An 18522-nucleotide genomic window follows, 5' to 3' on the forward strand; every position below is an offset into this window, starting at 1 on the left:
ACCGGCCTGCGGGAACAGAACAGGCCGAAAAGAACGCATCCTGATTGCCTGCGGCCGGGCGCCTCGTGGATCTACCGCAGAATGCGCAGATGGAGAGTTGGGCGCCACCGGGGAGCGGGCCGTTCGTGGGGCGGGAGCGGGCCGTCGGGGAACTTGTTTCCCTGTTGGGCACGGAGCGGCTGGTGACGCTGACGGGGATGGGCGGGATCGGCAAGTCCCGGCTCGCCGCACGGGTCGCCGAGGAACGCGGGCCGGACACGTTCGACAGCGTGCACTGGGCTCCCCTGTGGTCGTTGAGCAACCCGTCGCTGCTGACCGCGCTGATCGCCGACGCCTGTGGTCTGTCGGACCACTCGCCGCACGGTCCGGTGGAGACGCTGGCCGGCTGGATCGGTACCCGCCGCACCTTGCTGGTCCTGGACTCGTGCGAGCACCTCGTCGAGGCTTGCGCCGCGTTGGTGCGGCCGCTCCTGGTGCGCTGCCCCGGACTCGTGGTGCTCGCGACCAGCCGCGAGCCGCTCGGTCTGGACGGTGAGGCCCTGCTGCGCGTCGGGCCGCTTCCGCCCGACTCCGATGCGATGGAGCTCTTCGTCGCGCGCGCGGCATCCGCGGGGGTGCGGTGGACGCGGCCCGAGGACTTCGTCGCCGCCGCCGAGGTGTGCCACCGGCTGGAGGGTGTGCCACTGGCGCTGGAGTTGGCCGCCGCGCGACTGCCCGGGCAGTCGGTGGGCTCCATGGCCACGCTTCTGCGCGACAGGCTCGCACTCGACGGAAGCCCGGAGAGCCGGGTCCAGCCGTCGCGTCACCGTGCGCTGCGGACCACCATCGGATGGAGCCACGAGCTGTGCGAGCCCCGCGAACGCCTCCTGTGGGCGCGGCTGTCGGTGTTCCGTTCGGGTGCCACGGTGGACGACGTGTCACGGGTCTGCCGCGGCGGCCCCCTGACCGACACGGCGCTGGCCGAAGCGCTCGAAGGGCTGGCCCGCAAGAGCGTCGTCACTCTGTCCGACGGCCGGCTGCACGCCTACGACACCGTGCGCGAGTACGGGGCTCTGTGGCTGGCGGAGCTCGGTGAGACACGTACGACGGCCGACCGTCACGCCCTGTACTTCCATGAACTGGCCCTGGCCGCCGAGAGGTCCTGGTGGGGACCGGAGCAGTCGACGACGTTCGCGAAACTGACCGCCTGCTACGGCGACCTGTGCGCGGCGCTGGAACACCTGCTGGCGACCGATCCGCGGAAGGCCGCGGAACTGGCCGGCGCTGTGGGCTTCTTCTGGGCGTGTTCCGGCCATCTGCACGAGGCGTCGCACTATCTGGAGGAGTGCCTGCGGCTGGTCGCGGGGCCCCCGGCCGTCCTGGCGAAGCTGTGCTGGGCGCTCGGAGTGGTGCGGTGCCTTCAGGGCGATTACGACACGGCGGCGCGACTGGCCGGGAGAGCGGACGACGAGGCGATCAGGGCGGCGGACACGACCCTGCTCGCGGACGCCGCCTACTTGCGCGGGCTGGTGATGCTGCTGCGCGGCGAGCCCCTGGGCGCGCTGGCGGTCGCCGACCGCGCACTGGCGAGGCGGGGCTGCGCGGCGCCCGCGGCGGCGCGGTGCAGGCTCGTGCGCGTCTTCGCGCTGACGGCCTCCGGCGCCCTGCGAAGGGGACGTGAGGAAGCCGAGGCGCTGCGGAGCGACTCGGTCTCGGCGGGAGAACACTGGACGCGCTCGTACACCGAGTACCAGCTGGCCGTGATAGCGCTGCACGAGGCACGGGCGGACGACGCCGCCTCGCACTCCAGGGCGATGCTGCGCGACAAACGCCGGATCGGCGACGCCTTCGGGCTCGGCCTGGGACTCGATCTGCTGGCGGTCGCCCTGGCATCGCTGGAACGGGGCGAGGAGGCGGCGGTCGCGTACGGGGCGGGCCAGGTCTTCTGGGAGATGGTCGGACACCCCCAGCGGGGCACTCCCGAACTGCGGCCCCTGCGGCAGCACGCCGAGCGGTCGGCGCGCCTGCAGATCGGCGACGGCGCGTACGACAGGGCATACGGTCTGGCCCGGCTCACGGACCCGTTCATGACGCTGGACACGATGCTGGCGGGGTGAACAGTAGCGAGCAGTGGCCTGCGGGCGCTCCCCTTCGTCCCCGTCGGGGGACTGAGGCTCCGCGGAGGCTTCCTCCCCAGCGGCGGTCCGTATAAGGCCGCCGCCGGGACCTCACCTCCGATCCAGGGCACCGGTCCCTCAGGAACCCTGAGCTGCGGCAGAGGTGATCGGCCCGACCACGTACTCCTCCACGGCCCGGGCCGGATCGGCACCGGGCGGCATCCTCGGCGGGCTGCCGGTCACCGACCGGTCGGCGAATCCACCGACGAGGTGCGGCATCCGCACGTCCACGACGCGGATCCCTCGTCTGCGCTGTTCTCGCTGCACCACACCGAGCCAGGCGGCGAGCGCCGTCTTGGACGCCGCGTAATCGGCTGTCTCCAGCAGGGGGTTGTCGACGATGACTCCGGTGACGACCACGACCCCTCCCGCGGGCTCCAGGACCGGGAGCGCTCCGCGTACGACGGCCATGGGCGCCAGGGCGTTGACGGTCATGAGGTGCTCCGCGGCCGCCTCGGTGACGTGCTCGGCCCGGCCGAACCCCGCGACGCCGATGGCGACGACGGCCGTGTCCAGCCCTCCGAGGGCCAGCGCGGCCCAGGGCGCCAGTGCGGCACATCCGTCGAGGTCGTAGGCGTCGAATGGACGGTACGGTCGGTCGCCCAGCAGCCGTGACCGCGCCGCCAGCCGTTCCTCGTCGCGCCCCGCGAGGGCCACGGAGACCCCCCGCCCGGCCAGCATCCGCGCGGCCAGGCCCCCGATCATCCCCGTCGCTCCCACGACGAGCACCCTCGCTCCGGTCATCTGCGGAACCTCCTCGTCAGGCTGATGCGGATCGCCTCCTGATACAGGCCCTTCCTCCGGGAGAGCCGTCAGGGATGCGTGGCATCGGCCCCATGCGGCGCGCGCGGGCTGCCCGCCGGGCCGGACGGAGGCTCCGGGCCCGGCGGCCGGACGGAGGCGCCGGGCCGGACGGCGGCGCCGTGGTGCATCCGCAGGATGACATCGAGGAGAAGTACGGCACGAAAGGCACCTCACAGGAGCCTGACCAGTGTCGAGGCGTCGGGAACGTGCAGGTCACACACCTCAGGGCCCCGATCCTCCCGTGCCGAAGCAGGGGTGACCCTTGAACACCTACGCAATCGCAGCAGGCGCTCTGACCGAGACGGCCGGGGTCTGGCAGACAGGTCTCGCACAGGTCCTCGGAGGACTCGTCCTCGTCGGCGTCATCATCGGCGCGTTCGTCCTCGGGATGAGGATCAGGGACAGGGAGTCGCCACCGCCCACCCCGGAGTCCCAGCCGCACCGGCCCGAGACCGACCGCCTACCGGGTGAGATGTCGGAGTACCGGCGTCCCGCCGAGGTCCCCCGCACGGACGGGGCCCACCGGCTCACGCCCCACCAGCTGAAGGGAGCCGGTACGGCAGGCACGGAGACGTCCCCCGACCCGCCGAGCGAGGAACGCCGCAAGTGGGGAGGCATTTCCAGCGGAGGCTTCGGAAGCGGAGGCACCGGACACGGCGACTGACCCCCACCGCCTCAGGTGAGGGTCATGAAGGAGGCCGAGCGCCGGTCGAGGCCACGGGCGATCCGGGCCGAGATCCGATCCCGCATCATGCCCTCGACCGTGGTTCACCGGGGGCCTCCCCGTCGGCGTCGGCAGGATTCCCGGGCAGGGCGGGTCCCCCGACCGGCCCGGTGGCCGCCGCCACGATCTCGGCCCGCCGTGCCCTGGCCCAGGCGTATTCCGGATCCATGGCGAGGGCTCGGTCCAGGTCCGCGAGCGCCAGGTCGCTGCGGCCCAGGGCGTGGTGGGCGAGGGCGCGGCTGCCGAGCGCCCAGGTGTAGTCGGGGTCGAGTTCCAGGGCGCGGTCGTACTGGGTGACGGCCTCCGCGTGCCGCCCCCGCTCTCGCAGTGTCTCGCCCCGTTCGCCCACCAGCCATGGATCGTCCGGGGAGAGGTCCTGGGCCCGGTCCAGGTCGGCAAGTCCGCCGTCGGCGTCGCCCAGTGCGCGCCGGAGACGCGAGCGCCGCACCAGAGCCCAGACGTACTCCGGCTCCAGGGCCAGCGCCCGGTCGAGATCGGCCAGCGCCTCCCGCGGGCGGCCGAGCCGGCGGAGGACGTCCGCGCGGCTCGCGAGCGTCCAGGTCGTCGTGGGGGCGATGCCGAGGGCCGCGTCGAAGTCCGCGAGGGCCTCGTCGAGCCGGCCCGCCAGGCGGTACGTCTCACCGCGGTGTCCGAGGGCGCGCTCCCCGTCGGGTGCCAGGGCGCAGGCCCGGTCGTGGTCCTCCAGGGCCCTGTCGAAGTCACCCAGATCGCGATGGGTCACCGCCCGTCCCGTGTACGGCCGGGGCGCGCGCGGCGTCAGTTCGATCGCCCGGTCGAAATCGGCGAACGCCTCCGTGTACTCCCGGCGTCTGCGGAGCGCCTGTCCTCGGACCGACAGCGCCCTGGTCCGCTCGAAGCCGGTGAGTCCGGCCTGGCCGAGCAGCATGCCGAGCACCACGATCGTGCCGCGCTCCTCGTCGCGCAGCGCGTCGAGCAGCCCGGTCCCCCACTCACGGAGCACGGCCGCGTCGCCGTCCTCGCCGGCCGCCCGGACGGTGCCCGCCCAGCGGCGGGCCACCTCGGGTCCCTCGTCGCAGGCGTCGATGCCGTCGCGCAGCACCCCGGGCAGCGCCTCGCGGGGGTTCGCGCACAGCAGGTGGTACGCCTCCTCCAGGCGCGCCGCCCGCCAGCGCTCCTCGCCCCAGCGCAGGTGTCGGCCGAGGCCCCTGCTCTCGGTCTCGCGACGGCCCGTGTAGCACTGGGCGAGCCGTTCGTGCGCGGCCCGCCAGCGTTCCCCGGAGGTGGTCCGCTGCAGCCGCAGCATCGGGGCCCGTACGACCTCGTGGTACTGCGCCCGGTCGCCGCGGACGTCCACGAACGGCAGGGCACGCAGCCAGCCGAAGAGGTCCGTGCCCGGCTCGTCGGCGACCGCCCGGAAGACGTCCTCGTCCAGGTGGCGCGGCAGCGCCCCGGCGAGGGCGGCCGCCCGGCGCACCGGATCGCCCTCCCATCTCAGGAAGCGCTCGACCGCCGTCGTGCTCGGGTCGTCGACGGCACCGGCCTGCACGGCGCTCTCCGCCAGGGTGGACACCAGGACGGGCAGGCCGCGGGAGAGTCGCAGTACGTCCTGCACCACCGACTCCGCGAGCACTCCGCGCCCGCTGAGGAAACTGCGGGTCTCGGCCTCGGAGAACGGGGCCAGCGGCAGGTCGACGACGAGGTCGGCCCAGTCGGCCCAGTACGCGGGATCGAGGGAACGCTGGCCCGCGAGGGTCACGACGACGTTTCCGGGCAGCGCCCCGTACCTCTCGCCGGCCAGCAGGTCGCGCAGCCAGCGGTCCAGGAACGGCGCTGTCCGTTCGTACGTGTCGAGGAACAGCGCCACCCAGGGCACCTCTGCCGCGATCCGGCCCACCTCGGTCACGAACACCGGGGTGAGGACCGACAGCGGATCGAGTACCAGCTGGACGTCGTCATGGCTGCGCAGCCGGGCGCTGAGCACGGTCCGCACCCGGTCGGCGCCCTCCGCGACCTGGCCGGGGTCGAGCGCGCCGGCGAACGCCCCGACGACCGGCAGCATGCCCAGACCGGTGAGCGCCGCCTGGGCGGTGGCGCGGGCGGCCGGGGACGGCGCGCCCGGGTCCGCCGGGTCGGCGCCGGGGGCGCCGAGGGCGGACTCGGCCTCGTGCCGGCGCTGCCGGTAGGTCTGGAGCAGCCGATCGACCGCCTTCAACGGGTGCCCGAGGTGGCCGAATTGGGCGCTGACCGCTGCCATGACCTCCACGGCGCCGACCAGCGAGTCGTCCGTGCGGGCGGTCGCCGCACCATGCTCGCGGGCGATCCGCTCCAGCTCGTGGACCAGGGACGACTTGCCGATGCCGGCGTTGCCGCGGACGTGGAAGAGGAAGCGGTACGCCGGGTCCTCGGTCCCCAGGGCGAAATTCCAGCGGTACGCGTCGAGTTCGGCGCCGCGCCCCAGGAATCCGGCCCGCCTGCGGCGCTGGATCAGCTCGCGCATCGACGGTCTCGGGGCGTTCGGGGCAGCGGCCATGGGGTTCAGTCTGGCAGCGGTCCGGCAGCTCCGGCAGGTGTCCTTCGCGGCCGGGCGGTGTGCGTGGCGGTCACGGCTCGTTGTCGGCCGGTCCCGTCATCGTGCGGGCGGACTCGCTTGCACCGTGGCGTCGGTGTGCCGAAGCTCTTCGAGCAACTCGCTCTGCCCGACGAGGAGTTCGGTGAGGATGCGTCGAGCGGCGCGAAGGAGGTCCGCCACGTCACCGCCGGCGAGGGCGTAGCTGACGGTGGAGCCGTCACGGACGGATACGACGATGCCGGACCGGCGGAGTACCGCCAGCTGCTGGGACAGGTTGGACGGTTCGATGTCGATCTCGTTCAGGAGTTCGCGTACGGGTACCGGGCCGTTCTGCAGCAGTTCGAGTACGCGGATCCGGGCGGGGTGTCCGAGCATGCGGAAGAACTCCGCCTTGGCCTGGTACAGCGGCACCTGCATGCGACAACACTCCCACCCGGGTACGACGATTCCAAGGGCTACCGGCCGGACCTGCCGGTTTCTCCATGCCCAGCTCCGGCCATTCTCCCGTCTCCCGGCTCCGGCATGCCCCCCGGCTGATCACTTTCAGATGTGTCGAGTTGAAGAATCTTTCAACTCATGGGCATGCGAAGCCGGGAACGAGGAGGCGGTTACAGCTCCAGTTCCGCCTCGATGCGCTTCAGCTGGTGCCTGGCCATGGCCAGGTTCGCCCTGCCCTTGTCCAGGACGAGGTACAGGAACAGGCCGTTGCCCCCACGCCCGCCGAGCAGCCGGATGAGGTGGTACTGGGTCCCGAGGGTGATCAGCACGTCCTCGATGTCGTCCCTGAGGTCCAGCATCTCCATCGTGCGGACCTTCGCCCGGATCACGTCGGTGTTGCCCGCCGCGGCCACGGACAGATCGAGGTCCTTGCCCCCACCCAGCGTTCCCAGCGCCATGCCGCTCGTGTAGTCGACCAGCGCGACCCCCAGACTCCCCTCGATCGAGGTCATCGCCTCCTTCAGAGACGTCTCCACAGTCAACATCAGTACTCGCTCTCTGTGTTCGCGACTGCCCGGCCGACCTCACGCCGCAGCCGGATCTTGAGCGCAGACGCTACCGACTGTCCGCGAGGACGTCAGCAACATCGGAAATCCGGCCGGAATCCGTTCACGTGCTCCGACATCCGACATCCCTCGCGACGGGCCGCGGTCGGCGAACGTCGGGGCACGAGGTGTCCGGCGACGCGGCATGTACCGACCGTCCCCGAGCCCGACCTGTTGGAGTGGGACTACGGCGGCTACGAGGGTCTGACCGCCGAGCAGATCAGAGAATCGGGGCCGGGTGCGGGGGTCGTACAGGAGGCCACCCTCGGCGGCGGGGCGTGCGAAAACCCGGGTGCCCGACTCGGCACGCGTCCCTACCCTCGCTCCCATGACTCATGAATCCGTACTGATGAACATCATCGACGTGGAAGCGACCTGCTGGGACGGACAACCGCCGCCCGGGTCCGTGAACGAGATCATCGAGATCGGTCTCACCGTCGTGGACGTGTCGGCGCGACGGCGCGTGTCCCGGCATCGCGTCCTGGTCCGCCCTGCGCGGTCGACGGTGAGCGACTTCTGCACCGAACTGACCGGACTGACGCGGACAGAGGTGGAACAGGGCGTCACCTTCGCGGAGGCGTGCCGGATCCTCGTCGAGGAGTACGAGGCCGGGGTGCGGCCCTGGGCCAGCTGGGGCGAGTACGACCGTCGGCAGTTCGCCCGACAGAGTCGGGCCGACGGGGTGCCTTACCCGTTCGGATATCCGGACAGCCGCACCCACACCAACGCCAAGGCCGTGTTCGCCGATGCCTATGGGCTGCGCAAGAAGCCGGGCATGGCCCACGCCTTGCAGATCGCGGGTCTGCCGCTCGAGGGACGACATCACCGCGGCGAGGACGACGCGTGGAATATCGCGGCACTCGTCCTCGACCTGCTGGACCGCGGGGCGTGGCCGGTCGCGGCCCCACTTGCCTCGTGAGCGTCTGGCCGACCACCGGTTGGCCCGCGCCCAGCAATGGAGCTGTCCCCTGGGCGTGGAAGTTCTCAAACCCGCCGCTCGCCTCCCCGGGGCCATGCGCGATCAGGCGGTCCGCTCCGCGCGACCCGGCGCGCGCAGGGATGTCAGCCGGCTGACAAGACCGCGACGCCGAGCGCCCTGAGCTGCGCGAGGACCGGGTCGTCAGGGTCGGCGTCGGTGATGAGTCCGCTGACCTTGTCCCAGGGCAGGACACGGAAGCGTGAAGCCGTGCCGATCTTCTCGGACGAGGCGAGGATGTAGGTCTCGGCGGCGCGCGCGGAAAGGGCGCGCTTCATGGCCGCTTCCTCGGCGTCCCCCGTGGTCAGTCCCGCCTCGGGGTGGACGCCGGTGACACCGAGCAGGCAGAAGTCGGCGGACACGTTCTGCGCGGCCTCGACCGCGGCGGCGCCGCAGGTGACGGCCGAGTGCTTGAAGACACGGCCCCCGAGGAGGAAGAGCTCGGCCTGCGGATGGTCGAGCAGGGCCGCGGCGATCGTCGGGCTGTGGGTGATCACGGTGCAGGCGAGATCGTTCGGGAGGGCGCGGGCGACGGCGAGGGCGGTGGTGCCCCCGTCGAGAATCACCGCACCCCCCGGCCGCAGGAGCCCGGCGGCCACGGAGGCGACCTTCCGCTTGCCGTCCGGGGCCACGGCCTGCCGGGCACCGTAGTCGACCACCGCGGGTGACACGGGCAGCGCGCCGCCGTAGACCCGCTGGCACAAGCCCTCGGCGGCGAGGTCGCGCAGGTCGCGCCGCACGCTGTCCTCGGAGATTCCCAGCTCGGCGGCGACGTCCTTGGCGACGATCTTCCCCTTGTCGGCGAGCAGACCGAGCAGGTGGTCGCGCCGTTCAGCAGCCAGCATTCACGTTCCTTCCTATTCTTGCACGATTCTGCATGTATCTTAGCGCCCGTGACAGACAAGCCCATGCTCATCCTGATCGCGGGTCCCTACCGTTCCGGTACCGGCGGCGACCCACAGGCCATGGCGGCCAACCTCGCCCACCTCGAAACCGCCGCCTGGCCCGTCTTCGCGGCCGGACACCTCCCCGTGATCGGAGAGTGGATCGCCCTGCCCGTCCTGCGCTCCGCCGGCGCGGCTCCCACCGACGCCCTCGCCGACCAGGTGCTCTACCCCACCGCCGACCGCCTGCTCGCCCACTGCGACGCCGTACTGCGCCTGCCCGGCGAATCCGCCGGCGCCGACCAGGACGTCGCCACCGCCCGCGGTCTCGGCCTGCCCGTCTACCACGACGCGGCCGAGATCCCCCGCCGCACCGCACAGGAGGCCACATGACAAGCCGCCCCGGTGTCGACACTCCCGACCACCGCGGACGCACCGGCCTCGACCAGGCCGGACGCGACCTGGACCGCAACCCCGATGTCCGCGTCCGCGACGTCGAACTCACCTCCCAGGGCTGGCACGTCCTGCGCCGCACCACCTTCGACTACCGCCGCCGCGACGGGCGCTGGGAATCCCAGCAGCGCGAGACCTACGACCGCGGCGACGGCGCCGTCGTCCTGCCCTACGACGCCGCGCGCGGCCGCGTCCTTCTCACCCGCCAGTTCCGCTACCCGGCCTACGTCAACGACCATCCGGACGGCATGCTCATCGAGGCCGCGGCAGGACTGCTCGACGCGGACGACCCGCTCACCGCGATCCGACGCGAGAGCGCCGAAGAACTCGGCGTCACCCTCGGCTCCCTCACCCACGTCCTCGACGCCTACATGAGCCCCGGCTCCGTCACCGAACGCCTCCACTTCTTCCTCGCGCCGTACACCCCGGCCGACCGGACCGCTGCCGGCGGCGGACTCGAGGAGGACGGCGAGGACATCGAGGTCCTCGAACTTCCTTTCACCAAGGCGCTCTCGATGACCCGCGACGGACGCATCGCCGACGGCAAGACCATCCTGCTCCTGCAGTGGGCCGCCCTGCACGGCCCCTTCGCCCGGCACCACGACCCTGTGGATCCGGAGCACGAACGGTGAGACCGGCTGCCCCGGCAGCCCCGCATCGCCCGCCGCGACAAGGCGCCGTCGCGCACGAGTTGGCTGATCAACGACCGATGAGGGCCCCCTCCCTTGCAGGGGAGGAGGCCCTCACGGGCTCAAGCGGGTCGGCTGTGGGCTCTCGCTCTCGACGAACGACCCCAGGTGCCCGACGCAGACCGCTTGCGCGAACTGCTGTCCGACGCCTGAGATCCGCGAGGGCGTGTTCGGGACGTCGGAGCGCCCGCTTCCAGCTCTGGCCGCTGTCCGTCCCGTCCCCGCGGAGTTGCTACGCCGGCGGGATCCGGTAGACCGAGACGTGCGAACGCGACTCGGCGGTGAAAGCGCCGCCTGTCCAGTCCGCGTGCCGGGACTCCAGCTCGAAGCCGGCCAGCTGCGCCATGAGATCGAGTTCGGCCGGCCAGATGTAGCGATGCGGGCTGCGGAACAACCGGGCCTGCTCGGTCTCGTCGAACCGGAAGTGGTGCGACACCACCCGCTGGCGCAGCACGTCGTACGTGTCCAGGCCGATGTAGCCGCTCTCGGACTGCCACACCGTGGCCTTCTGGCCCGGCGGGAGGTTGCGCAGTTCCGGTACCCAGAGTTCGATCACGAACCGTCCCCCGGGCGCGAGATGGCGGGCGGCATTGCGGAAGCACTGGACCTGCTCATCCTGGGTCAGCAGGTTGGAGATCGTGTTGTAGACGAGGTAGACCAGGGTGTACTGCCCCGGAGCGACGGCGACCGCCATGTCCCCGATGACCACGGGAACCGTCTGTTCATCCGCCTTGGCGCGCAGCTGCTCGACCATCGGAAGGGACAGCTCGATACCGGTGACGGACACTCCCCGTTCGGCCAGCGGAACGGCCACGCGGCCCGTCCCGACCGCGAACTCCAGTGCTCTCCCGTCCCCGGCGAGTTCGGCCAGCCGGTCCACCGCCGGGCCCAGGACCTCAGGCGCGAACATGCCGGAACCGGGCGTGTCATAGCTCTGTGCGACGTCGGTGCCCCAGATCTCCTCTTGCTCCATGAGGCCAACGCTTGCCGCTCAACCACGTGATGTCCAACGACTTTTCGCGCGCCCTGCGACGGATCGGTAGGTGCCCGCGACACGGGCGCTGTGGAGGGTTCCGAGGACGGGGCTTGACTCTCGGGTAACACGAGACGGCACAGTCAATGCCGTGGACAGGAGAAACCTGCTGCCGATCGGGCAGTTCTCGCAGGCCAGCGGCCTCTCGGTCACCGCGCTTCGGCACTACGACGCCAGTGGCGTGTTGGTGCCGGCGTTCGTCGATCCGGTGAGCGGCTACCGGTACTTCCGGCGTGACCAGGTGCGGACGGCGCAGTCGATCAGGGCGCTGCGGCAGCTGGACATCCCGGTCGAGGAGGTGCGCCGGCTGCTCGGCGGCGGCGAGGAGGGGCTCGCCGCCGCCCTGCAGGCGCATCTGCGGGCGGCCGAGCGGCGGCTTGAGGTGCAGCGCTCCGTGGTCCACGGCCTGTTGAACCGATTGACCGAAGGAGCAGAGATGACCCACCGCGTCACCGTCCGCCAGGGCGCCGCCGAACGGATCCTTGTCCGCGGGGCGACCCTGGACAACTCCGGGCTCGACGCCTTCCTCCGCGTCGCCTACCAGGAGATGTACGAGGTCGCCGGCCGCGGCCCGCTCACCTTCACCGGGCCCGCTTTCGTCCGATTCCACGGGGTGTGCGACGACGAGAACGAGACGCTCGTCGAGGCGTGCCTGCCGTTCTGGGAAGACGGCGCGCAGCCCACGGACCTGCCCGAGGGCATGACCGTGCGCGAGCTGCCCGAGAGCACCCTCGCCTGCACGGAGGTCGAGGGCGCGGCCGCCGCGTTCCCGCAGATCCTCGGCGCGTACGACGCCGTCGCCGACTGGATCACCGAGCACGGCTTCGCCTTCGCGGGCCCGTCCCGGATGGTCTACCGCCAGTGGACCGGGACACCGGACCACCCGGACAACCGCCTGGAGATCGCCTGGCCGATCGACGAGCCTGCCGACGAATAGGTCGTGTCTTGGGGCAGGGCATCCGGCGGACCGGAGGAAGAGGCCGGAGGACTGGTCAAGGCCGCTTGCGGCTGGTGACAGGGTTCCTGCCGGAAGCCCGTGCGGGAGCGCACGGTTCGTCGGACGGTTCGTTCATCTTTCCGAACGGCACATGCACGCTGGGAGTGCTGTGGGACGTGCCTGTCAGGTGGCCGACCTGGTCGTCGAAGAAGATGTGGGGTCTGAGGACGCTGGTGATCGCGCTCTTCTCGATGCCCCCGAGGAAGAACGCGTCGTTGACGGTGACGCCCCAGCCCTTGAGGCTGCGGACGGCGCGTTCGTGGGCGGGTGCGTTGCGGGCGGTGACGAGTGCGACATGTACGCGGATCTTGTAGTCCGGGTCCTTCCCGCGCTGTTCTTCTTCCCTCTGCTGGAGCCGGTTGATGTTGGCGAGGAAGTCCCGGAGCGGCCCGGGGTCGTGCGGGGTGGCGGCGTTCATCGTCTCGTGGGAGCGGAATCCCTCGATTCCGTCGGTCTGGTAGACCTGCTCCGACGAGTCGTCGGCGAGGACGCCGTCGAAGTCGAACGCGATCCGCAGGTCCGCGTCATCGTCCTCGTCGATGGCGGCCTGGCCCAGGACGTGGCCTGCGGGCAGGCCCAGGGCCACGGCCTCGCGGACGTCGGTCTCGTTCGCGGACAGGAAGAGCGACATGTTCAGCGCGGGCATGAACCGGTAGGGCGAGCGCCCCTGCATGAAGATGGCCCGCGTGATGGGCAGCCCGTACTCCTGGATCGAGCGCATGACCCGAAGCCCGGTGTCAGGGTCGTTGCGCGACAGGACGATGACCTCGACCAGGGGGTCGTCGTCCGCTGTGCTCAGGTCGTTCAGGGACAACAGCCGCCGAATGAAGGAGAAGGCGACCCCTTTTCCGAGGGTGTCGTCCAGATGCGCCTCCTGGTACGCCCGGTACGCCTCTTCCCCCTGGTCCCGGAAAACGACATCCGCCTCCGCAAGGTCGAACAGGGCACTGGAGGCGATGCCGATGACCAGCCGTTCTTCGAGGTCGTAGGGCACGACACCCTCCCTTGCATCCATTCGCACACACGTGTCACCGATGATATCGATCACCGCTCGCGCTCGCCTGGTACGCCAGTACGAGGGCGACAACGTGTGGTCGGGCGCGACCCCCGCGATCCGGCCAGGCCGCGAGCACGGCGGACGCCGCGGCCGCGAGGGCACGCGCGGGCAGCAGCCGGTCGGGGCCGGCGGACGGCTCGCCCTACCGCCCTGAAGGTGTCTCGATGAGGTTGCCCGGCCGGCCATGGCCGGAGTCGGGCCGGGCCTCGCTCCCCCGCCGCTTGCGCCGGACGCCTCGATGGCTGCGCTCCGCTGCAGCTCTCGGCCACCTACAGCTCCCCGTCCGCGCCACGTTCCATCCCGAGAATCCGGGCGCGCGAGGCGCGGCACCCCACTCCCCTGAGGCCCACAGCAGAGGCAAGCTCGCGGCGACCACCGGCCAGGATCACGGAAAGTACAGGGCCGCCTTCTCCAGCACGTGGCCCGTGAACATGCCGCCCCAGACCACCCGGCCCCGGTACATCGTGGTCCGTACGGCGTTCGGGGCGGTCTCGACGGTGAGCGGGCGGCTGATCAGCGTCGAGTCGAGGATCCGGGCGTCCTGGGCGGCCCACTGGGCCGCCTCCGGCTTGACCCGCGCGCTCACGAGGGCGGGGAGTACCAGTGCCGCGTTGCGGGCGCCTGGTATGCCGCCGCGCAGGCTCTTGGCGTACCGCATGGCCCATGCGGTGAACTCCCCCAGGGTGGTCACGTCGACCTCCGGAACGGCGGTCGCGAAGACGAACAGCTCGGCCTTCGTCCCGAACCAACGGGCCTTCCGGTCGGCACGGCAGCCGACCACCACCCGGCTGTCGTTCCAGGCCGGCAAGGTCACCGTGCAGCCGTCGGCCGTCAGCCGTCCTTGGAGCGCCGTGAGATACATGGCCGCCGCGTCGGCGGTCGGATCGGTCGCATGCGGATTCATGTGTGGATCCTCCAACGCCCTTGGTACGCAAGGGAAGAGGATCAGAAGAGTCCACGCTCTGCCGTGCACCGCGCGGCATGCCTTCCCCGCCGAGACCACCTGCCAGTCGCGCCGGACCCGAAGGCCGGAGGCGAGACCTCTTGCGGAGCCGCGATCCCGTGACCTGTGGTGCGGTGACCTGTGGTGCGGACGCGAGAGCCTGACCCGTCCGGGTGGCTTGCGGTCCTTCTTCGCGGGTACGCGGGGCCTACGGCAAGCGCTCCCTGAGGAGGAAGAATGCGCGTGATCGGTGGGAGGATTTCGCGAAGACGAGCCGGAACGACGGGTAAGACGGCCGAGAAGACGGCAGGGACCGCGGGCAAGGCGACGGGGAAGGCGGCGAGAGCCCCTGTCTCGTCTCGGGCCAAGCGCGACGGAACACAGTCCGCCCCGGCCCGTCGCCGTCCGGGCCGGGTGATACGGGCGCTGGCCGCGCTGACGGCGCTCGCGGGCATGGTGGCGTTCGCCGTGGTGCTGGCGAGGCTCACGCTGGAGGCGTCGCCGGCGTCCGTGCCGCTCACGCACAGCAATCTGACGCCGGGCAGTTCGATCGAGACCTACCTGCGCCAACCGGGCTTCGTGGAGACCGTCAAGCAGCTCGGGGGCAATGTGGCTCTCGGCGTCCCGTTCGGGATCCTGCTGCCGCTGCTGTCCGGGAGGGCTCGCGGCGTGGTCCGGGTCGTGCTCGTCACGGCGGGCACCATGCTGCTCGTGGAGCTGACGCAGGGCGCGCTCATCACGGGACGGGCCTTCGACATCGACGACGTCCTCCTCAACACGACGGGTGCGCTCCTCGGATACGTGCTCGTCGGTCGGCGGCTCGGGCGTGCCGTCCACCCGCGTACCCGAGCCCGCTGGTGGCGGCGACGACGACTCGGGGACTCGACCGCGGTGGCTCCGAGCCCCTCCGGCAGGTCCTGACCGCGCACGCGACCACGACACAACTACCGAGTGACGTCACCACAAGAGCCCAGGTCTCCCCTACGACACGCGTGAGGCCGAGCCGCCCCTCAGGGCAGGCTCGGCCTCACACGGAACTCCGTACGTCCTGCCGATCCCGCTGAGGCTCGGCAGGACGTGTCGGTGAACGGTGTGTGATCAGTTGGCGTTCACGAGGTCGTGCGCCGGGACGGTGACGGTCCGTCGGCCGGGGCTGCCGCCCAGGACGACCTTGCGCAGGGCGCTGTTGTTGTCGAGGTTGGTCTCCTTGAGCCGCTTGGCCGGGTTGGCCAGCACCTGGATGTAGTAGGTGCCGTTGGGCAGGTCCGTGATGTCGAACGACTGGCCCGGCAGGTCCTGGGTGTAGGTGTCACCGGAGCCGACGTCCAGCACCTCGCGGACGGAGATGGAGTTCTCCTGGCCGCAGGCGGTGGAGAGGTCGGTGTTGTACGGGTGCCAGTTGGCGTTCTTCACCGTGTAGTCGACGGCGTCGGTGTTGGCCAGGCAGAACGCCTCCTTGCCGCTGCGCACCGCCTCCTTCTGGTCGGCCTTCAGCAGGCGGTAGCTGGCGAAGTCGGTGAAGTGCCAGTGCACGTGGCCGGGACGCGGGTCCCACTCCATGGTGCCGGTCGGGGTGTAGCCGACCTGCTTGCCCTGGGCGTCGTAGAAGTACTGGTAGGCGTCCATCTTGGCCTTGCCGGGCGAGCGGAAGCCGTCCACGACGAGCTGGGCCGGGCCGGCGTTCCACACATTGGCGCTGAAGGCGAGGTAGTCCTTGCCGGGGACGTTCTGGCCGCCGTCGCTGATGGTGATGCCGTAGGCCGGCAGCGACCGGAGGTCGGGCTTGGGGACGTTGGGGACGGACGGAGTCCCCGTGGGCCGCTTGGACTGCGGCCCGAGCGCCGGGGCCTGGCGCGAGCCGTCGGTCTGCCCCGCGGTGTCGCCGGCCTGCAGGTCGGCGCGACCGGCGGCCTGCTGCTTCTTCACCGCCCACGGCACGGCCGGCGGCGCGGCCTTCAGGGGCCCGTGGCCCACGTTGTACGTGGGGCCGGCGCCGCTGGTCTCCGGTGCGGCGACCTGGGCGGGGGTCGGACCGTGGCCCGTCCCGTGCCCGGCGTGACCGGCCGGGGCCTGGTGGGCGCCTCCGTGCCCGGCGTGCTCACCGGCGCCGGCCAGGCCGGCGGCCGCGGCGCCGCGGCCCTCGTCCCAGCTGCGCTCCTGGACGGTGACCTTCACCGTCGCGGGCCGGTCGGCGATCCCGAGGAGGTCCCGGTACTTCTTGGCGATGCCGATCCTGGCCGTGTACGTGCCGGCGGCGAGCTTCACCGGCTGGGTGTAGGCACCGCCGTAGGTGTTGGCGGCCCACCCCTTCTCGACCCCCCACACGGACCCGAGGGTGAAGGGGTTGGTGGGGCAGCTCTCCGGATACTTCGAGGTGGCGGGCGCGTCGGGCCTCACGCGCCCGCTGGCGTTGTTCGGGCAGAAGTTCTCCGTCCGGCTGACGACCTTCTTGCCGTCCTTGTCGGTGAGGGTGATCTCCGCGAACCCGGGCAGCCCGGAGAAGTCCTTCACGGTGCCCACGGGCAGCGCCTTCGCCTTGGCCTTGCCGCCCTCGTACACGGTCTGGGTGATGGTCACCGGGGCCTTGTAGGACTTCCGGGTCACCTTGAGCTCGAGCGGCGTTCCCTCCGCCGTCAGGTACGTGCCCAGGTCCAGGTAGACGCCCGGCTCCTCCTTCCAGGAGGTAAGCGTGACCGAGTCGGTCGCGGCGATGAGGCTCAGCTTGGGGCCCGTCGCGGCGTTCGCCCGCTCCGGCGTGGCGGCCATGAAGCCGGCGGCCACCGCCAGGGCGGCGACGGCCGTGGTACCGGCGAGCAGCGGACGCCGCAACCGGTTGATGCTCGTGGTGGTCATCGTTCCCTCGTCCTCCGGGTGCTGTGAAAGGGGAGCCGCCGGCGGGTCGCCCCGCCCTGCGCGACGGGACGATCGCCCGACCGCTGCGGTGGCGGGCACCGGCTGCGTCCGTGCGGTGAGAGGGAAAGCTGTGATGCCCGGTTGTTCCAAGGAACCGAAATCATCCGGATGTTGGCCGAATGTCGCCGCTTTGGTGGAAAACAGACTGTCGGCGTGATCACCCGCATCTCGCCGATGGCCAAACCGGCCAGGGCGGCGCCGATCCGTGGAGGCATGGGCCGTGTCAGAGACCTGGTGAGGGGCACACCGTACTGACGCCCTGTTCCCGATTCGGCGTCGGATGAGCAACGGGGCCCGCCCTCAGGTACGAGAGCGGGCCGTTGGCGTATCCCGTGCGCGAGCACGGGATACGCGGGTCCTTCTCAGCGGTACGTGTCGCCGGATGCGGCAGCAGGTCAGTGGGCGCCGAGCCAGGCGGCCTCCGCGCCCACTTCCCAGGCCCTGTCGGAGCAGGAGCCGGTGAAGATCGTTCCGTACACCGACGGAACCCCGGTCAGCGCACAGTGCGACGTGGAGCCGGCGCCGCCCTCGGAGAAACTCCCGATTCCGACACCGTCGTTGGCGAGCGCGGCACCGGCGCCGCCGAACAGGATGCCCACGGCCAGGACAGACGCGGCCAGAGAACGCATGGCTACTCCTCAAGATCTCTGAATTCTGAATGACGTGCCAGAAAGTGCTCGTCGGCCGGTCAAACGCCACGGGGCACGACGAGAAACGGCGTCTCACTCCAATGCCCGGCAGCGGATCGCGGGGGCGCGCGCGTGCAGAAACGATGCCCTTCAGTGGTCCCTTGAGGAACTTCCTCACCTCGCTGACCTGGCGTTCGTCACCCACATGCCGCCACCCCCCGCTTGCCGCTCCCTCCGCTGCCGCATCCGGGGCACGAGGCGCCCGCAGGGCAGGCCAAGCCGGCACGGTCGGGCTGCGTCACTGGCGTGGCGTCCGGGGAACATCCGGCGGCCGGGTCGCCCGGGGATCGGCGGGATTCAGGTCGTCGCGGCCACGCCCAGCGCGATCAGGCCGCAGAGCAGGGTCATGGCGGCGCCGAAGACCGCACCCGCGCGGAGCAGTGCGCCGGGTGGGGAGGCTCCGTCCCAGCGGGCGAGGAGTCCTGCGCCCACCGCGGCCAGAAGGGAGAGGAGGGCTGCGGCGAGGACCGCGACAAGTAGAGTGAGGGCGTACACGGCAGGGGCGACCAGCGCGATGGTCATCTTCAATCTCCGCTCTTCGTAGGCGTGTTGTCTGAGCACGACCCTGCCGGAGACGGCGTACACCGGCGTTCGCGCGAACGAATCTGTA

The 18522-nt window shown here is 71.2% G+C and carries 18 protein-coding genes; 7 read left to right on the forward strand and 11 right to left on the reverse strand.

What is annotated here, in order from left to right; translation table 11 throughout:
• Positions 1-89 precede the first annotated feature (89 nt).
• A complete protein-coding gene (locus ACFVZH_RS21255) occupies positions 90-2096 on the forward strand; it encodes an ATP-binding protein (protein ID WP_384899095.1) in 2007 nt (668 codons plus the stop codon).
• 138 nt (positions 2097-2234) lie between these two features.
• Here ACFVZH_RS21255 and ACFVZH_RS21260 read toward each other — a convergent pair whose 3' ends face one another.
• On the reverse strand, positions 2235-2900 hold the full coding sequence (locus ACFVZH_RS21260; RefSeq protein ID WP_384899097.1) for an SDR family NAD(P)-dependent oxidoreductase: 666 nt from the start codon (positions 2898-2900) through the stop codon (positions 2235-2237).
• Positions 2901-3222: 322 nt separating this feature from the next.
• Here ACFVZH_RS21260 and ACFVZH_RS21265 point away from each other — a divergent pair, with 322 nt between their 5' ends.
• Complete coding sequence (locus ACFVZH_RS21265) at positions 3223-3624, forward strand: DUF6479 family protein (protein ID WP_384899099.1); 402 nt, start codon at positions 3223-3225, stop codon at positions 3622-3624.
• Positions 3625-3709: 85 nt separating this feature from the next.
• Here ACFVZH_RS21265 and ACFVZH_RS21270 read toward each other — a convergent pair whose 3' ends face one another.
• The 3 genes from ACFVZH_RS21270 to ACFVZH_RS21280 all read right to left on the reverse strand — a co-directional run bounded on the left by ACFVZH_RS21270 (position 3710) and on the right by ACFVZH_RS21280 (position 7218).
• On the reverse strand, positions 3710-6196 hold the full coding sequence (locus ACFVZH_RS21270) for a tetratricopeptide repeat protein (RefSeq protein ID WP_384899100.1): 2487 nt from the start codon (positions 6194-6196) through the stop codon (positions 3710-3712).
• A gap of 96 nt (positions 6197-6292) precedes the next feature.
• Positions 6293-6652 carry an ArsR/SmtB family transcription factor gene (locus tag ACFVZH_RS21275; protein ID WP_384899102.1) on the reverse strand — a complete coding sequence of 120 codons (360 nt, stop codon included), beginning with the start codon at positions 6650-6652 and terminating at the stop codon, positions 6293-6295.
• 191 nt (positions 6653-6843) lie between these two features.
• Positions 6844-7218, reverse strand: coding sequence for a hypothetical protein (locus tag ACFVZH_RS21280; RefSeq protein WP_384899104.1), 375 nt, complete (start codon positions 7216-7218; stop codon positions 6844-6846).
• 388 nt (positions 7219-7606) lie between these two features.
• Here ACFVZH_RS21280 and ACFVZH_RS21285 point away from each other — a divergent pair, with 388 nt between their 5' ends.
• Complete coding sequence (locus ACFVZH_RS21285) at positions 7607-8197, forward strand: exonuclease domain-containing protein (RefSeq protein WP_384899106.1); 591 nt, start codon at positions 7607-7609, stop codon at positions 8195-8197.
• Between the two features lie 143 nt (positions 8198-8340).
• On the opposite strand, the gene ACFVZH_RS21290 is transcribed toward ACFVZH_RS21285, so the two are convergent.
• Entirely contained in the window at positions 8341-9099 is a 759-nt protein-coding gene (locus ACFVZH_RS21290) for a DeoR/GlpR family DNA-binding transcription regulator (protein ID WP_384899108.1), read from the reverse strand.
• A gap of 48 nt (positions 9100-9147) precedes the next feature.
• Here ACFVZH_RS21290 and ACFVZH_RS21295 point away from each other — a divergent pair, with 48 nt between their 5' ends.
• Positions 9148-9531, forward strand: a complete 384-nt coding sequence (locus tag ACFVZH_RS21295; protein ID WP_384899109.1) for a DUF4406 domain-containing protein — start codon at positions 9148-9150, stop codon at positions 9529-9531.
• Positions 9528-10223, forward strand: a complete 696-nt coding sequence (locus ACFVZH_RS21300) for an NUDIX domain-containing protein (protein ID WP_384899111.1) — start codon at positions 9528-9530, stop codon at positions 10221-10223. The genes ACFVZH_RS21295 and ACFVZH_RS21300 overlap by 4 nt, the downstream gene beginning before the upstream one ends.
• Before the next feature lie 289 nt (positions 10224-10512).
• Here ACFVZH_RS21300 and ACFVZH_RS21305 read toward each other — a convergent pair whose 3' ends face one another.
• On the reverse strand, positions 10513-11253 hold the full coding sequence (locus tag ACFVZH_RS21305; protein ID WP_384899113.1) for a class I SAM-dependent methyltransferase: 741 nt from the start codon (positions 11251-11253) through the stop codon (positions 10513-10515).
• Between the two features lie 151 nt (positions 11254-11404).
• On the opposite strand from ACFVZH_RS21305, the gene ACFVZH_RS21310 reads away from it, so the two are divergent.
• Entirely contained in the window at positions 11405-12250 is an 846-nt protein-coding gene (locus ACFVZH_RS21310) for a MerR family transcriptional regulator (protein WP_384899115.1), read from the forward strand.
• A 55-nt stretch (positions 12251-12305) separates the two neighbouring features.
• Here the strand turns inward: ACFVZH_RS21310 and ACFVZH_RS21315 are convergent, their stop codons facing one another.
• Both ACFVZH_RS21315 and ACFVZH_RS21320 read right to left on the reverse strand, forming a co-directional pair.
• On the reverse strand, positions 12306-13304 hold the full coding sequence (locus ACFVZH_RS21315) for a 5'-nucleotidase (RefSeq protein WP_384899117.1): 999 nt from the start codon (positions 13302-13304) through the stop codon (positions 12306-12308).
• A 448-nt stretch (positions 13305-13752) separates the two neighbouring features.
• The gene (locus ACFVZH_RS21320) at positions 13753-14271 is read right to left on the reverse strand and encodes a hypothetical protein (protein ID WP_384899119.1); all 519 of its coding nucleotides are present in this window, start codon (positions 14269-14271) and stop codon (positions 13753-13755) included.
• A gap of 453 nt (positions 14272-14724) precedes the next feature.
• Between ACFVZH_RS21320 and ACFVZH_RS21325 the strand changes: the two genes are divergently transcribed.
• Positions 14725-15231 carry a VanZ family protein gene (locus ACFVZH_RS21325; RefSeq protein ID WP_384899120.1) on the forward strand — a complete coding sequence of 169 codons (507 nt, stop codon included), beginning with the start codon at positions 14725-14727 and terminating at the stop codon, positions 15229-15231.
• Positions 15232-15408: 177 nt separating this feature from the next.
• On the opposite strand, the gene ACFVZH_RS21330 is transcribed toward ACFVZH_RS21325, so the two are convergent.
• From ACFVZH_RS21330 to ACFVZH_RS21340, 3 genes are all read right to left on the reverse strand, one after another.
• Entirely contained in the window at positions 15409-17163 is a 1755-nt protein-coding gene (locus ACFVZH_RS21330) for a lysyl oxidase family protein (RefSeq protein ID WP_384899122.1), read from the reverse strand.
• Between the two features lie 455 nt (positions 17164-17618).
• Positions 17619-17852, reverse strand: a complete 234-nt coding sequence (locus ACFVZH_RS21335) for a hypothetical protein (RefSeq protein WP_384899124.1) — start codon at positions 17850-17852, stop codon at positions 17619-17621.
• 357 nt (positions 17853-18209) lie between these two features.
• On the reverse strand, positions 18210-18434 hold the full coding sequence (locus ACFVZH_RS21340; protein WP_384899126.1) for a hypothetical protein: 225 nt from the start codon (positions 18432-18434) through the stop codon (positions 18210-18212).
• Between the last annotated feature and the right edge of the window lie 88 nt (positions 18435-18522).

Origin of the sequence: Streptomyces sp. NPDC059534, from assembly GCF_042743475.1 — a bacterium.
Taxonomy (GTDB): domain Bacteria; phylum Actinomycetota; class Actinomycetes; order Streptomycetales; family Streptomycetaceae; genus Streptomyces.

Excerpts from the sequence above, each read along its gene's own strand:
- ACFVZH_RS21255 (WP_384899095.1), top strand. The coding sequence starts at position 90 with ATGGAGAGTTGGGCGCCACCGGGGAGCGGGCCGTTCGTGGGGCGGGAG.
- ACFVZH_RS21260 (WP_384899097.1), bottom strand. The coding sequence starts at position 2,900 with ATGACCGGAGCGAGGGTGCTCGTCGTGGGAGCGACGGGGATGATCGGG.
- ACFVZH_RS21270 (WP_384899100.1), bottom strand. The coding sequence starts at position 6,196 with ATGGCCGCTGCCCCGAACGCCCCGAGACCGTCGATGCGCGAGCTGATC.
- ACFVZH_RS21275 (WP_384899102.1), bottom strand. The coding sequence starts at position 6,652 with ATGCAGGTGCCGCTGTACCAGGCCAAGGCGGAGTTCTTCCGCATGCTC.
- ACFVZH_RS21280 (WP_384899104.1), bottom strand. The coding sequence starts at position 7,218 with ATGTTGACTGTGGAGACGTCTCTGAAGGAGGCGATGACCTCGATCGAG.
- ACFVZH_RS21285 (WP_384899106.1), top strand. The coding sequence starts at position 7,607 with ATGACTCATGAATCCGTACTGATGAACATCATCGACGTGGAAGCGACC.
- ACFVZH_RS21290 (WP_384899108.1), bottom strand. The coding sequence starts at position 9,099 with ATGCTGGCTGCTGAACGGCGCGACCACCTGCTCGGTCTGCTCGCCGAC.
- ACFVZH_RS21300 (WP_384899111.1), top strand. The coding sequence starts at position 9,528 with ATGACAAGCCGCCCCGGTGTCGACACTCCCGACCACCGCGGACGCACC.
- ACFVZH_RS21305 (WP_384899113.1), bottom strand. The coding sequence starts at position 11,253 with ATGGAGCAAGAGGAGATCTGGGGCACCGACGTCGCACAGAGCTATGAC.
- ACFVZH_RS21320 (WP_384899119.1), bottom strand. The coding sequence starts at position 14,271 with ATGAATCCGCATGCGACCGATCCGACCGCCGACGCGGCGGCCATGTAT.
- ACFVZH_RS21330 (WP_384899122.1), bottom strand. The coding sequence starts at position 17,163 with ATGACCACCACGAGCATCAACCGGTTGCGGCGTCCGCTGCTCGCCGGT.
- ACFVZH_RS21335 (WP_384899124.1), bottom strand. The coding sequence starts at position 17,852 with ATGCGTTCTCTGGCCGCGTCTGTCCTGGCCGTGGGCATCCTGTTCGGC.
- ACFVZH_RS21340 (WP_384899126.1), bottom strand. The coding sequence starts at position 18,434 with ATGACCATCGCGCTGGTCGCCCCTGCCGTGTACGCCCTCACTCTACTT.